The sequence below is a fragment of the Effusibacillus consociatus genome (genome assembly GCF_042652925.1).
Classification (GTDB): Bacteria; Bacillota; Bacilli; order Tumebacillales; family Effusibacillaceae; genus Effusibacillus; species Effusibacillus consociatus.
In genome coordinates this window covers 1-13,260 of sequence record NZ_JBHSHC010000098.1, presented here as the reverse complement: position 1 = coordinate 13,260, position 13,260 = coordinate 1, and the positions used below count along the sequence as shown (strand labels likewise).

The following is a 13,260-nucleotide window of genomic DNA, read 5'->3' as shown; positions in this document are numbered from 1 at the left end:
CAAAGGTGGTATATTGTGCGATCCGCAATACAGGAAAGTCTATTGTCCATTTTGGAATCACGCAATTCTTCCTACGCTAATCCTGTCACTTCTCAACTATTGAGTTACTTGTTAAATATAACCCCCTCTTATGTAAGAGAACAGATGGGAGATTTATTACGTCAGGGAGTTGTAGGAGTTCGTAGAGGACCTAAGGGAGGATATTTTAAAATGAATTCGCAAAAAAATCTAATGCTACAAGTGGATGGAGTTATTACTGATCACGAATTTGGTTCCTTTGGGACTGTCTATAATGCGCTTGTAGAGAGTCTGCGAGTTCAGGAACGGATAATTGTGAGTATTATTATAAACGGTGTAGAGGTGCTAGCAGATAAGGTTGAATCCTTTCCTTGTAATGAGGTTCATCACGCAATTATATCAACTCAGCAAAAAAATCAGTTTATCCAAGGCTTACTCGAATCAGTAACAGACTACATTCCAAATTTATGTAAAGGAATTATTAAGATTGCAAATTTACTCCAAGCGGATCGGCAAGAAGAATCTTACGAATTATTCGTACAAGCAATTGAGGGGCTGGAGTGGACGAACTCTTGTATCAGTGGCCTATTGGAATTGTGCAACGAGCAACGAAATGATGATCTTTATAATCTTAACATCAAATTTCACAACCATCTTCTGGAGCTTGAACAGGCAATGGAATTACAAAGTACTACTGATATAGCTGACATTCTCGAGTATGTATTGGCACCAACGCTGGTTGATATTGGAATAACCCTTTCGGACTATAGTATTAAGCCTGTTTAGGAGGGGGGGGGGTTAACATGAATCGAACTTTAGCACGTAATGAAGATGCATTGCGTGAACATCGTTACAAACTGTATATGAGCTATTTAAAGTGGGGTGACGAATCTGAAGAAGGCGTGGTTGTCCAAACAGAACCATCAAAGTCAGGAATTCCTACTTTGCATTTACAAACCTTCGAGGGTGAAGGAGTTGTCTACAGTAAATACCAACCAATGATTGAAGTGGAGCGTTGGGCTGATGAGCAAAGGTTAGAAGAAGCGGTTATTTTAGTTGGTTTTGGACTAGGCTACCCAGCAATCGTTCTTCGTCGAAATAATGGTAAGAAAGTACCAATGTTAATTCTTGAACCTTCAAGGCGAGTTTTTGTCGAAGCTATGAAAACTGTCGACCTTACCGATTTAATCGGAGACGAAAATTGTGAATTCGTTATTGGCGAGAAGGTCTCCGTTATGGCCTTTTGGGTAGGCGAATTATTAAGAAAGCATTTGTTTAAAGTTACATGGTTAGAATGGCCTGCTTATCGCAGATTGTTTAAGACTACTATCGAAGAGATTCGTAACCAGGTAAAGAAAATTAGCAAAGGCATACGCCTTGATCAAAATACAATTTTGCTCTTTCAGAGGGATTGGTGTCGTAACAATCTTTTTAATCTAAATTCGATCCTACGAAATCCAGGAGTAAATAAGTTGTTTGGTAAATTTAAAGGGCGTCCGGCAATTGTTGTTTCGGCAGGGCCTTCCCTCTCCAAAAACGTTAGCCTCCTGCACGAAATAAAAGGAAAAGCAGTCATTGTCTGTGTTGATACTGCCTACCGTGTACTACAAAACCAAGGGATCCTTCCGGATTTGCTTGTAGCATTAGATGGTTCCGAAAAAAACTATCAACATTTCATAGGGGTAACACCGACCGATGTTCCTTTGGTTTTCCTGCCAACAGCCCATTATAAAATTCTTGAAGAACATGGCAAACGATGTTTCTCGAGTAATGCTAGCCATGAATTCTTAATTAGTGATGTTATACAGTATGTTGAGGAAAAAGGGGAACTTATGTATGGGGGGTCAGTGGCGACCCTTGCATTTGATTTGGCTTACCGGATGGGAGCGGATCCAATTATATTAATTGGGCAGGATTTAGCGTATCCCGGCGGTAAAGCTTATGCGGACGGTACGATTTATGAAGATATGAAGAAGTCAATACATGATGGAACAAGGATGCTCTACGTAGAAGGTATTGATGGGGAGCCGGTGTTAACTGATCACACCCTGGATCACTATAGAAGATGGTTTGAGGAACGGATCGAAAGTTTAGGTTCCGGGATTAAGGTAATTGATGCGACAGAAGGTGGAGCAAAGATCGCGGGCACTGACGTTATGACTTTGAATGAGGTGTCGAAGAGGTTTTGTATAGAGAAGTTTGATATTACAGGAATAATTAACGAAGCAGTCGTCCCACCTAAAGAGGATCTTACAAAAGTTATTGAAGAATTAAGGAGAATGAGCCGCGTCTTGCATCAACTGAAGCGATTAGCAAAATTAGCACTTAAGAAAAATACTGAACTGCGGGATCTTTATAAGGTTCCACGTTTTCGAGTGAAAAAAGTCATTGAGTGTAGTGATATGCTGGAACAAATTGAACTGAAGATTAATCTATTGAATCAGAAGAAATGGCTAGACCTGTTGATACAACACCGACTTCTAACAATAATCCAAGGGCAGTATACCAAAGAATCACCCAATGAAAATGAATATCAAAAAGCTATGAGGATAACACAGAATGCTGAATTACTCTATTCCGGGATACTTGAGGCCTCAATAGAGATCAAAGGATATGTCGAGGAAGCGATAAACCGAATAATTCGAGAAACCAATCCAGGGAGTGAAGAGTAAATGATAAACCATCCATTTCAAAAATATCAAGATCAATCTGTTCAGACTGCAACCCCGGAACGGTTGCTGCTTATGTTGTTCGAAGGGGCTATGCGTTTTTGTAAAGAGGCGATAATTGGGATTAATAAGATGGATATTCAATTAGCCAATGACAAAATTATACGTGTGCAAAATATTATAAACGAATTAATTATCACACTTGATAGAGATAAAGGGGGGGATATTGCAGAAAATCTACTGGCAATTTATAACTATATCAATCAGCGCTTAGTTGAAGCTAATATAAAGAAAGATCCAATTATTCTGGAAGAAGTATTCGACCATGTCAAATCGTTATATGAAGCATTTCGGGAAGCAGCCCAATCTATACGAGTTCAAACCGGTACTTCGGGTACCAATGCATAGGGGGACTCTATGCAAGAAGATCAGTTTAACATTAGGCTGCTGGACCTTGTACGTAACATTCGAGAGGCAACCGTATCTATCTATAAATCCTTGGAACAACAGAAGTATGATTTATTAGATTCACTGTTTGAGTATCGCCAAATTTTGATTGATAAGTACATTTCATTAGAGTCTCGACAGGAGAATTCACCCGAAAGAGAACAGGAAGAACAGATTAGACTTATATTTGGGGAAACATTAGAGATTAATCAAAAAATAGAGCGATTATTATACGTTCGTCGTGAAAAACTGTTGGATGAGATGAAGGCTAATGGACAAGCGAAGGAAGTCACCCAAGCCTATTCGAATCCTTATGACCTTCTTCAAGGACCCTATTTTATCGACAAAAAAGAGTAATTAATAATCTCAGTTTCTTATTGGCGGTTTAGATAATAGGAGGTTATCAGGTGAATATCAAGAATAAAAAAATCCTCGTAACAGGTGCGGATGGGTTTATCGGATCCCATCTCACGGAGGAATTGGTTCGGCAAGGTTATTCTGTCAAGGCGTTTGTCTATTATAATTCCTTTAATTCTTGGGGATGGTTGGATCATGCACCAAAAGAAATTCGGGATCACATCGAAGTTTTCGCCGGAGACATTCGTGATCCTTATGGTGTAAAACAAGCGATGAAAGGCTGCGATGTGGTCCTGCACTTAGCGGCTCTCATTGCCATCCCGTATTCTTATCATTCTCCCGATACCTATGTGGACACAAACATCAAAGGTACATTAAATGTTCTACAGGCTGCCAGGGAGTTGGGCGTTGAAAAAGTGGTTCATACCTCTACAAGTGAGGTTTATGGTACCGCACAATTTGTGCCTATTACAGAAGAGCACCCCCTTCAAGGACAATCTCCGTATTCGGCATCAAAAATCGGTGCTGATCAAATCGCCATGTCATTTTATTATTCATTTGAAACTCCGGTTTCCATTATACGACCATTTAATACGTACGGGCCCCGTCAATCCGCACGGGCCATCATTCCGACCGTCATTACTCAAATTGCCAACGGATATCGCTCGATCAATCTAGGTTCTCTCCATCCCACGCGGGATTTTAATTACGTGGCGGATACGGTTCGCGGCTTTATTTCGGTTGCCGAGTCCGATCGCTCTGTCGGGGAGGTCATAAATATTGGGAGCAATTATGAAATTTCAATTGGAGATACGGTTCAATTGATTTCGGACGTTATGGGCCAAGAGGTTGAAATTGTAATCGACTCGGCGCGGCTTCGTCCGGAAAAGAGTGAAGTGGAAAGGCTTTGGGCGGATAATGCGAAAGCAAAGACTCTCCTTGGATGGGAACCGCAATATGGGGGGCAAGACGGATTCAGAAAGGGGCTGGAGGAAACGGTAAAGTGGTTCACGAACCCGGAAAACTTGAGCCGCTATAAGGCCGATTTCTACAATATATGACCAATAAAATCAGCCCGGAATCAATACTTGATGCTATCAAAAGCTGTGTTCCAAATGATCGTGATTTTATCGGATTGCACGAACCGCATTTTTCCGGCAACGAATGGGCCTATGTGAAAGAGTGTTTGGATACGGGATGGGTATCGTCTGTTGGAAAGTTTGTGGATCAGTTCGAAGAGAAGTTGGCCGAATTTACCGGAGTGAAACGAGCGGTTGCTGTTGTGAATGGGACGGCTGCTTTACATGTGTGTCTCAAACTGGTTGGGGTTGAGGCAAACGATGAGGTACTGCTGCCGACCTTCACTTTTATCGCAACCGCAAATGCAATTGCATACTGTGGAGCGATTCCCCATTTTGTCGACAGTGAGGAGAAAACTCTTGGATTGGATCCGCTAAAACTGGATCTCTACCTCAAAGACATTGCTGAAATTCGACCTGAAGGATGTTTCAACAAATATACCCGCCGACGGATAAAAGCGGTTGTGCCGATGCATACCTTTGGTCACCCCGTAGACCTTGATCCTTTGGTAGAGTTGTGTCTTCGGTATCATCTTGAACTGGTTGAAGATGCAGCTGAATCCCTCGGGTCTTATTATAAAGGTCGTCATACGGGAAACTGGGGACGTGTATCCGCTGTTAGCTTTAACGGGAACAAGATAGTCACTACAGGGGGTGGCGGGGCGGTCCTTACAAACGATCATTCTCTGGCAAAGTGGGCCAAACACATAACGACTACGGCCAAGGTTCCTCACAAATGGGAGTTTTACCACGATCAGATCGGATATAATTACCGACTTCCAAACCTCAATGCTGCACTCGGATGTGCCCAGTTTGAGCAGCTTCCTCTTTTCTTGCAAAAAAAGCGTGCGCTTGCGAAACGTTATCAGGAAGTTTTCAAAACGATTGAGGGAATCAGATGTTTTGAGGAACCTGAGTTTGCGCTGAGTAACTATTGGCTCAACGTATTGTTGCTAAATGAAGAACAGGCTGAAATGCGGGATGCATTACTGGAACTCACCAATAACCAAGGAATTATGACCCGACCTGCATGGACGTTAATGCATAAACTGCCCATGTACAAGGAGTGTCCGCGAATGGATGTATCTAAGGCGGAAAGTATAGAGAAACGATTAATTAATATTCCCAGCAGTGTTTTTTAGGTGAGGCGTATGTCTAAACGGAAAATTTGTGTTGTGACGGGAACACGTGCTGAATATGGTCTTCTTTACTGGTTAATGAAAGGGATTCAGGATGATCCGGAGTTGGAACTGCAGCTCATTGTCACCGGCATGCACCTGTCTCCCGAGTTTGGGCTCACCTATAAGACTATTGAAGCAGATGGTTTCATTATTGATGAAAAAATTGAGATGCTTCTATCCGGTGATACACCTGTCGCAATTGCCAAGTCGATTGGTCTGGGTGTGATAGGTTTTGCCGATGCATTGGCGCGATTGAAACCGGACATTCTGGTGCTGCTTGGAGATCGTTATGAAATTTTGACGGCTGCCCAGGCTGCAATGGTTGCTAAAATTCCAATTGCACACATAGCAGGTGGGGATACCACGGAGGGAGCCTTCGATGAATCGATTCGTCACAGTATCACCAAAATGGCACACTTGCATTTTGTGACCAATGAGGCGGCTGCTAGAAGGGTTCGCCAACTGGGGGAAAATCCGGAACACATCCATAACGTGGGCAGTCCCGGAATTGATCAAATAAAAAGGTTGTCCTTGCTTGGCAGAGAGGAACTAGAAAGGGATTTAAACTTTCAATTTAAAAAGCGGAATTTGTTGATTACTTTTCACCCGGCGACATTGGATGAACAGCCTGCCGGGGAACAGTTTCAACAACTGTTATCCGCCTTGGACTGTCTGGGGAACGATGTGGGCCTGATATTTACCAAACCTAATGCGGACACCGACGGACGGATTTTGATTCGAATGATCGATGATTATGTTTCAACTCGTCAAAATGCCAAAGCCTATACATCACTTGGTCAACTTCGTTACCTCAGTACGATTGCACAAGTGGATGCTGTAGTCGGCAATTCTTCCAGCGGTCTTTACGAAGTTCCGTCATTTAAGAAGCCTACAGTCAATATCGGAGACAGACAAAAAGGGCGCTTACAAGCATCGTCCGTAATCAAATGCAAACCGGTTGCCGATGAAATTGTTAAGGCGATTCAAGAAGCATTCATAAAAGATTGCTCGGACACGGACAACCCGTATGGGGACGGAAACAGTTCAGAGAGAATTGTAGCCGTCTTAAAGGGGTTACCGGATTTAAGTGGTTTACTGCACAAACATTTTTTTGAGGTGGACGGCGAATGGTAAACCGATCCCAAAATGTATATATTATCGCCGAAGCCGGGGTGAATCACAACGGATCCCTCGACCTGGCAAAGAAGCTGATTGATGTTGCTGCCGAAGCGGGAGCTGATGCGGTAAAGTTCCAAACTTTCAAGGCAGACAATCTTGTAAGGAAAAATGCATCGAAAGCGGAGTACCAGACCAGAACAACGGATGCGTCCGAATCCCAATATGCGATGATCAAAAAACTTGAATTGGACGAAGAGGATCATCAGATTCTTATTCAGCACTGCGATCATCGCGGAATTCAGTTTCTCTCTACTCCTTTCGATTTCGATAGTGTAGATCTGCTCGTCCATAAATTCAACGTGAAACAATTAAAAATTTCTTCGGGTGAAATTACAAACGCTCCCTTACTTTTAAAAGCGGCCAGGTCGAGCAAGCCAATCATCCTATCCACAGGAATGTCCACATTAGGAGAGGTTGAGCAAGCTTTGGCAGTTCTGGCGTTCGGATATACGGAACCCGATTCCATGCCATCAATCGAGGCTTTTCATTTCGCATATTGCTCCGTGGAGGGTCAACAGGCATTACGACAAAATGTCGTCCTGCTCCATTGTACAACCGAGTATCCCGCTCCATTTGAAGATGTAAATCTTCGGGCAATGGATACCTTAGCGACCGCTTTTGGATTGCCTGTAGGATTTTCGGATCATACATCTGGAATTGCTGTACCCATTGCTGCGGTAGCCCGTGGAGCCGTGGTCATAGAAAAACATTTCACGTTGGACAGGAATCTTCCCGGCCCCGATCACAAGGCTTCGTTGGAACCGGATGAGTTAAAAGATATGGTCCGATCAATTCGACAGGTCGAGGCAGCGTTAGGATCGCCGCTTAAAACTCCGGCCCCATCCGAGTTAAAAAACATATCGGTTGCACGAAAAAGCCTGGTAGCTGCTCGAACGATTCGGGAAGGCGAGATATTCACGACAGAAAACCTAACGGTGAAAAGGCCGGGAGATGGGATTTCGCCTATGTACTATTGGGAGTGGCTTGGAAAGACAGCAGAAAAAAATTATGAAGCGGATGAAAAGGTGAGAAGATGAGTCTACCGGTGATCGTTCTTGGTGGAGGTGGTCACGCCAAGGTGCTGCTCGATACACTATTAATTCAAAATATATCTGTACTGGGATTTACTGATCCAAAACCGGAGGTGGTTCTAAATCATGTATTAGGAATTCAATTCCTTGGTAATGACGACGTAGTTGGAGACTACCACCCGGATTCGTTAGGTTTAGTCAATGGACTTGGATCACTGAGAGTACCGGTTGCTCGAAAAAGGTTGTTCGATCAGTTTAAAGATCGGGGATATAGCTTTGCAAGCGTGATTCATCCATCGGCTGTAATTGCCCGCGATGTTGTCTTGTCAGAAGGAATACAGATAATGGCTGGAGCTGTCATTCAGCCAGGCAGTTCAATCGGAAAAAATACAATCATAAATACAAAGGCTTCTGTTGATCACGATTGTGTAATTGGGGAACATGCACATTTAGCTCCGGGTGTTACACTTTCCGGAGGAGTGCACGTGGGGGATGGAGTGCACATTGGTACGGGGGCAACAGTAATCCAAGGGGTGCGAATTGGAAACAACAGCATTATTGGTGCAGGGGCATTGGTACTAAAAGAAGTTCCTGAGGGGGTAACAGTAGTCGGTGTTCCTGCCAAGGAGGTATAAAGATGACCCGTTGGAAAGAAATCATGATTTCCCCAGAAACACCTATTTTAAAGGCGATTGAAATTATTGATGCAGGAGCAATGAAAATCGCTTTAGTAGCGGATGGGAATAATCGTTTATTGGGAACCGTCACGGACGGAGATATTCGTCGTGGTATTCTCAAAGGAATTTCATTAAATGAAGCAGTTCAAGTTGTGATGAATTCCAATCCGATTACAGCACGTTCAACTGAAACGAGAGAAACAGTTCTTGCAATTATGAAATTGAAACGGCTTCATCAAATTCCAATCGTGGACGGGCAGGGATATGTGGTCGGTATTGAGATTTTGGATAATCTTCTCAAGACTAATTGTCGGGACAATTGGGTGGTTCTAATGGCGGGCGGATTAGGTACCCGACTTCGTCCGTTAACCGATGAGGCCCCCAAACCGCTTCTTCGAGTAGGCAGCAAGCCGATACTGGAAACCATCATGGATAATTTTATCGAATACGGATTTCGACAATTTTATTTGTCGGTGAATTATAAAGCTGAAATGATCGAGGAATATTTTGGTGATGGTTCGCGGTGGGGAGTGGAGATTCGCTATATTCATGAGAACAAGCGAATGGGTACGGCCGGAGCGTTAGGATTGCTGCCTGAAAAACCTACCAATCCCCTAATAGTTATGAATGGCGATTTGCTTACAAAAGTAAATTTCCAGCAGTTGCTTGATTTTCATCTGGAACACCATGCCCAGGCTACCATGTGTGTTCGTGAATATGATTTTCAAGTTCCTTATGGGGTCGTGAAGGTCGATAAACTTAGACTTATTGGTATTGATGAGAAACCGATTCACAAGTTTTTTGTTAATGCAGGCATCTATGTATTGGACCCCGCTGCATTGGAACTGATTCCGAAAAACGAATTTTTTGATATGCCAAGTCTTTATGAAAAGCTGATGCAACTTAATTGTGAAACTGTGGTATTTCCTATTCGGGAATATTGGATGGACATCGGGAGAAAAGATGATTTCGAGCGGGCGAACGGGGAGTATTGGGAGGTCTTCAGATGATACAGGGGAAGACTGTTCTGGCAATTATCCCCGCCCGTGGCGGTTCCAAAGGAGTTCCCCGAAAAAATATTCGGGAAGTGGCAGGAAAACCGCTCATTGCTTGGACGATTGAAGAGGCGAAGAAGTCAAAGTATATAGACCGTCTGATCCTCTCGACCGAAGATGCAGAGATCATGACAGTGGCTGAGTCGTGGGGATGCGAGGTGCCATTTCAACGACCTTTGGAATTGGCACAAGATGATACTCCAGGAATTGACACGGTACTGCATGCCGTTGACATACTCTCCCCAAAATATGATTATGTCGTGTTGCTGCAGCCTACTTCTCCTTTGCGAACAGCGGAGGACATTGACGGGTGTATTGAACAATGTGTGAATCAGGGCGCTCCAGCGTGTGTTTCTGTCACCGAACCCGAGAAAAGTCCCTATTGGATGTATACATTGGATGAGGGAAATGCGTTGAAACCGTTAGTTCAAACAGAACGGTTGATTTTAAGGCGTCAAGATTTGCCAAAAGTTTATTCGTTAAATGGGGCCGTATATGTGGCGGAATGCCAGTGGTTAAGGGAAAAGAAAGGCTTTGTAAATATTGGCACAGTTGCCTTTCCAATGCCACATTCTCGATCAGTTGATGTAGACACGGAGTTTGATTTAAGGGTAGTCGGGATACTCTTGCAAGAGATAAAGTAATCTACTTGAGGAAGTAAAATACATGAGGGTGATTGTTAAACTTGGAAAATCTACGCTAATCGGCAAGACAGAACTGGTAGTTATGCAATTAATGTATTCGAGCCCTAGGTGGATCCTGGGGATTTTTTCTAATCCGGTTGTTCAGGGTACCGAAGCAGTCATTGGAACCTCATAAGTTTCCATCAGTTTTACATAAATATTTAAACGAGCGATGATCTTAATGCAGCGTAAAATTACTGTTTATTCCATTTATAATGGAAATTATTGTATAAAACTGAGCCAAAAATGCCTATTGCATAGTTATTCGATAATATGTATATTAATTTTTGTGTACAAATTCACTAGTTCTATAGATAATAGAAATTAGAATTTTCTACACAACACGAAGGGGGTTCTATTGAATGAAGAAAGTAAAAGGTCTCATGTTTGCGGCTACCTTGCTGCTGGGAACAGCATTGGTGGGATGCGGAGGAAAGACTGAGCCGGCGGGCAACAATCAAGCTGGAGGTTCGACTCCTGCACCGCAAGCAAAAGAATATGTAGTGGGTACGGATGCAGCTTACGCTCCGTTCGAGTCTGTAAACGATAAGAAAGAAATTGTAGGTTTTGACATTGAACTTTTGCAAGCTATCGCGGATAAGGGTGGCTTTAAGGTGACTTTCAAGAATACTCCTTGGGATGGCATCTTTGAAACACTCAAAAATGGGGATCGTGATATCCTGATTTCGGCAATAACCATTACTGACAAACGTAAAGCAGATATGGACTTCTCCGAAAAGTATTTCGAGGCGCAACAATTAATTGCTCTTCCCCAATCTTCGACCGTGAAGTCACTTGATGAATTAAAGGACAAAAAGATAGGCGTGCAGACAGGCACTACCGGTGACGAGATTGTTTCCGAAAAATTTGGCAAGACAAATCCGAATATTGTCCGCTTTGACACCACCCCGCTGGCACTCAAAGAATTGGAGAACGGTGGTTTGGCAGCGGTAGTAGCCGATAACGGTGTTGTTAACAACTACGTCAAAAATAACGCTCCGAAAAATTTGAAGTTCATAGAAGACAACAAGTCATTTGAAAAAGAATACTATGGAATCGCCGTTAAAAAAGGAAACAAGGAACTTCTTGACAAAATCAACGCCGGCTTCAAAAAGGTTAAAGAAGACGGAACCTACGACAAGCTCGTGGAAAAATATTTCGGTAAGAAGTAAATTTTAAAAAAATTGGGAGGCGCAACATGTGGCCAGCAGGTTGCGTTCTTCTTTTTGTGGAGGTCCAAGGAATTTAATGATCTAAAAGGTGGGTCGAATTGATGGGGATCAGATGGGATGTCATAAGTGATTACATGCCCATGTTCTTGCAGGGAGCTGTGATGACGCTCGAAATCACAGTAATTGGGGTTTTGTTCGGAACACTAATCGGGCTATTCGCTGGTATCGCACGTTTAGCTTACGCCAAGTACGGTTTGGGCAAATACTTGGTTGCAATTTTCTTCCGTTGGCCAGCCTTGCTTTATATAACATTTTTTCGGGGCACTCCCTTATTCGTTCAAATTTTGATTGTTCATTTCGCCATCATGCCTTTGCTGATCAATCCAGACGGAGGTTGGTTGATTGCGGGGGATTTGGCTCGTGAAATCAAATCAGAACATGGTGCGTTGGTGTCCGGAATTATTGCCTTATCTTTAAATGCTGGTGCTTATATTGCAGAAATCTTCCGTGCCGGAATTCAATCGATCGATATAGGACAAGCTGAGGCTGCTCGCTCATTAGGAATGACTTACAGTAAAACAATGCGCTTTATTATTATACCACAAGCTTTTCGTCGTATGTTACCACCTCTTGGAAATGAAGCGATTATGCTTTTAAAAGACTCTTCACTTGTATCAGTGATAGGTTTGGCAGAAATGGCGTTTGCCGCAAAAAGCGCTTTTGGAGCGACGTCTCGCGTATGGGAACCGTATATCACAATTTCCATATTTTATTTGGTAATGACCTTAGGTTTATCCGTCCTTGTCTCTTGGCTCGAAAGGAGGTACGGCAAAGGTGATATACGTTAAGGATCTTCATAAATACTTTGGCAAAAATGAGGTTTTAAAAGGCATTACTTGTGAGATTAAGGAACGTGAAGTGGTGTGTGTCATCGGACCTTCCGGTTCGGGCAAAAGTACCTTCCTGCGCTGTTTGAACGCTTTGGAAGAGATTACTTCAGGCGAAGTGATCGTGGATGGTTTTAATATTGCCGACAGACGGACCAACATTAACAAGGTCCGGGAAGAGGTAGGAATGGTGTTTCAGCGCTTCAACCTTTTTCCGCATATGACCGTGTTGGAGAATATTATGTTGGCTCCGATGCAGGTTCGGAAAGTATCGAAAGACGAGGCCGAAAAAAGGGCTCGGCAGCTTTTGGCAAAAGTGGGTCTGTCAGAAAAAGCGGATGCCTACCCGAACTCGTTATCGGGCGGACAGCAGCAGCGCGTTGCAATTGCACGTGCTCTCGCAATGCAGCCGAAGATCATGCTGTTTGATGAACCAACTTCGGCGCTGGATCCGGAAATGGTCGGCGAAGTGTTGGACGTCATGAAGTCTCTTGCCGCTGAAGGCATGACCATGGTGGTTGTAACCCATGAAATGGGATTTGCCCGTGAAGTTGGTGACCGTGTGATTTTTATGGATCAAGGAATTATTATGGAAGAGGGTTCCCCGGAGCAAATATTTACAAATGCCCAAAATGAACGGACACGTGCATTCTTGAGCAAAGTACTGTAATTGAACACAGTTACAGAAAAGACCTTGGGAGTTGTTTCCGAAGGTCTTTTTCTTTTCTTGATCGGAGAAACTAGGGGTGTGAAGAACCCGGCTTCGACAGTCCGTAGATGTACAAACCGCCACGAGCCCAATCAGGACAAGGGAAGCGGCGGTTG

The 13,260-nt window shown here is 43.3% G+C and carries 14 protein-coding genes and 1 pseudogene; all 15 read left to right on the top strand.

Annotation, left to right across the window (positions count from 1 at the left end):
- Positions 1–15 precede the first annotated feature (15 nt).
- A pseudogene (locus ACFO8Q_RS12800) lies at positions 16–195 on the top strand (hypothetical protein); the annotation flags it as partial.
- A 15-nt stretch (positions 196–210) separates the two neighbouring features.
- A complete protein-coding gene (locus ACFO8Q_RS12795; protein WP_380026246.1) occupies positions 211–804 on the top strand; it encodes a DUF8042 domain-containing protein in 594 nt (197 codons plus the stop codon).
- A gap of 17 nt (positions 805–821) precedes the next feature.
- Positions 822–2,690 (top strand): motility associated factor glycosyltransferase family protein, encoded by a 1,869-nt coding sequence (locus ACFO8Q_RS12790; protein WP_380026196.1) that lies wholly within the window; start codon positions 822–824, stop codon positions 2,688–2,690.
- Entirely contained in the window at positions 2,691–3,095 is a 405-nt protein-coding gene (gene fliS, locus ACFO8Q_RS12785; protein ID WP_380026194.1) for a flagellar export chaperone FliS, read from the top strand.
- Between the two features lie 9 nt (positions 3,096–3,104).
- Positions 3,105–3,491, top strand: coding sequence for a flagellar protein FliT (locus ACFO8Q_RS12780; RefSeq protein ID WP_380026192.1), 387 nt, complete (start codon positions 3,105–3,107; stop codon positions 3,489–3,491).
- Between the two features lie 50 nt (positions 3,492–3,541).
- Positions 3,542–4,552, top strand: coding sequence for an NAD-dependent 4,6-dehydratase LegB (locus tag ACFO8Q_RS12775; protein WP_380026190.1), 1,011 nt, complete (start codon positions 3,542–3,544; stop codon positions 4,550–4,552).
- The gene (locus ACFO8Q_RS12770; protein WP_380026188.1) at positions 4,549–5,712 is read left to right on the top strand and encodes a LegC family aminotransferase; all 1,164 of its coding nucleotides are present in this window, start codon (positions 4,549–4,551) and stop codon (positions 5,710–5,712) included. The genes ACFO8Q_RS12775 and ACFO8Q_RS12770 overlap by 4 nt, the downstream gene beginning before the upstream one ends.
- A 9-nt stretch (positions 5,713–5,721) precedes the next feature.
- A complete protein-coding gene (gene neuC / locus ACFO8Q_RS12765; protein WP_380026186.1) occupies positions 5,722–6,885 on the top strand; it encodes a UDP-N-acetylglucosamine 2-epimerase in 1,164 nt (387 codons plus the stop codon).
- Positions 6,879–7,967, top strand: a complete 1,089-nt coding sequence (neuB, locus tag ACFO8Q_RS12760) for an N-acetylneuraminate synthase (protein ID WP_380026185.1) — start codon at positions 6,879–6,881, stop codon at positions 7,965–7,967. The genes neuC and neuB overlap by 7 nt, the downstream gene beginning before the upstream one ends.
- Positions 7,964–8,596: an acetyltransferase gene (locus ACFO8Q_RS12755; RefSeq protein WP_380026183.1), complete on the top strand. Its 633-nt coding sequence runs from the start codon at positions 7,964–7,966 to the stop codon at positions 8,594–8,596. The genes neuB and ACFO8Q_RS12755 overlap by 4 nt, the downstream gene beginning before the upstream one ends.
- 2 nt (positions 8,597–8,598) lie before the next feature.
- A complete protein-coding gene (locus ACFO8Q_RS12750) occupies positions 8,599–9,648 on the top strand; it encodes a nucleotidyltransferase family protein (RefSeq protein ID WP_380026181.1) in 1,050 nt (349 codons plus the stop codon).
- Positions 9,645–10,337 (top strand): acylneuraminate cytidylyltransferase family protein, encoded by a 693-nt coding sequence (locus tag ACFO8Q_RS12745; protein WP_380026180.1) that lies wholly within the window; start codon positions 9,645–9,647, stop codon positions 10,335–10,337. The genes ACFO8Q_RS12750 and ACFO8Q_RS12745 overlap by 4 nt, the downstream gene beginning before the upstream one ends.
- 401 nt (positions 10,338–10,738) lie before the next feature.
- The gene (locus ACFO8Q_RS12740) at positions 10,739–11,548 is read left to right on the top strand and encodes a basic amino acid ABC transporter substrate-binding protein (RefSeq protein WP_380026179.1); all 810 of its coding nucleotides are present in this window, start codon (positions 10,739–10,741) and stop codon (positions 11,546–11,548) included.
- A 101-nt stretch (positions 11,549–11,649) separates the two neighbouring features.
- Complete coding sequence (locus ACFO8Q_RS12735; RefSeq protein WP_380026178.1) at positions 11,650–12,396, top strand: amino acid ABC transporter permease; 747 nt, start codon at positions 11,650–11,652, stop codon at positions 12,394–12,396.
- Positions 12,383–13,105 (top strand): amino acid ABC transporter ATP-binding protein, encoded by a 723-nt coding sequence (locus ACFO8Q_RS12730; protein ID WP_380026177.1) that lies wholly within the window; start codon positions 12,383–12,385, stop codon positions 13,103–13,105. Before ACFO8Q_RS12735 ends, ACFO8Q_RS12730 begins: the two co-directional genes overlap by 14 nt.
- Positions 13,106–13,260: the final 155 nt, after the last annotated feature.